1 pseudogene is annotated in these 1,695 nt (G+C 42.4%); it reads right to left on the bottom strand.

The annotated features are described in order from the left end of the window. Positions 1-1,695 (bottom strand): annotated as a pseudogene (locus tag OSCI_RS06910) (hypothetical protein); the annotation flags it as partial.

Raw genomic sequence — 1,695 nt, forward strand, 5'->3', positions numbered from 1 at the left:
CGGGTCATAACTAAACTTGTACGTCGAATCTGGGTCTTTAACAGAAATTAACTGATTTGCGGCATCATAAGTAGAAGTAATTGTCCGAATTGGATTATTAGTAGCATTCAGCCAATTTTCTGCCGTCTCCCGATTTAGTTCATCGTAAGTAAAGGAACGCACCCGACTATTTCTGTCAGTAATTCTAGTACGATTTCCCACATCATCGTACTCAAAAGTACGAGCTTTACCAAATTGATTCGTTTCTGATTTCAACCGATTTCTGGCATCATAAATAAATTGAGTCGTATTATTCACCGGGTCTTTAATCGATGTGACATTGCCCACATCATCATATTCAGTAGTAGTAGTTCCCGATGGAGTTAAAGCATCAATGATTTGTGTTTGCCGATTTCTGGCATCATAAACATACTGAGTCTTATTACTATTCCCATCAATTTCAGCCGTAACATTCCCCACCTTATCGTACTCAGTCTTACTCGTACTAGCAACAGAAGTCTTCGCCCCTTCAGTCACCTCCGTCCGCATTCCCAACGAGTCATACTTGTACTCAGTCCGATTATTATTAGCATCAATTTGAGCCACCAATTGATTAGCCGCATCATACTCAAACCGAGTAACTTTCTCATTTGCATCAACCTCCCGAACCAACCTTCCCCGTGCATCATAAACCTTATTAGTCCGATTACCCAACGCATCAAAACTCGCCGTCTGATTATTATCAGCATCATACCGCAACTTCTCTTTAGAAGCATCGGGATTAATCGTCTCAACCAAGCGATTCCGACTATCATACCGATACTCAGTTTTCCTTCCCAACGGGTCAACCATCAACACCTGATTCCCATTTTTATCATACTCATAACGAGTCACTGGAGCGCTCAACGGCCCGCTACCATCCGGGTCAGGAGAAGTCACTTTAACCAACTGATTCATCATATTATACTCAGACTCAGTACGATTGCCATTCTCATCAATCACCGCCGTCTGATTCCCCCCACCATCATACTCAAATTCCTGCGTTGCTTCATCAGGAGTACCAGAGGCAAACGTCGTCTTCTTCAACTGATTCATCGCATCATATTCATACTCAGTACGAATGCCATTTTCATCAATTACCGCCGACTGATTCCCCGCTTCATCATACTCAAACTCCTGGGTTACTTCATCAGCAGTACCTTTGGCAAAAGTAATCTTAACCAACTGGTCTTTCTCGTTATAATCGTAATCTGTCACCCGTCCATTCGGGTCAGTTTCAGTATCAATTAAACTCTGATTGGTGTAAGTATAGCTAGTCACCACATCATCGCTACCACCTACAGCACCTACTACCTTAGTCACCTTTCTTCTATTACCAGTTACCTGGTCAACTTCGTAAAGAGTTTGGCGGCCTAATTCGTCAGTTTCACTCGTTACTTGATTGAACACATTATCGTAAGTAAAACTACGTTTGCCAGTACCTCCCCCCCCTGAGTTGATCGGAGTATTATTGAGACTTACAGAAACATTGTTGCTGTTGGAACTAGCCAATACCATATCCAAGTCGCCATCGGAGTCAACATCTTCTAATGCCACAGATGAGTGGATTTCGTAATTATTCTGCTCATTATCAGTTGCTAATATACCGCTGCCATTATTTAACAAAACTCTCTCTGAACCGTAACCGCTGCCGGAAACAACCACATCTAAATCGTC

The sequence above is a fragment of the Kamptonema sp. PCC 6506 genome, assembly GCF_000180455.1.
GTDB classification, from domain to species: domain Bacteria; phylum Cyanobacteriota; class Cyanobacteriia; order Cyanobacteriales; family Microcoleaceae; genus Kamptonema; species Kamptonema formosum.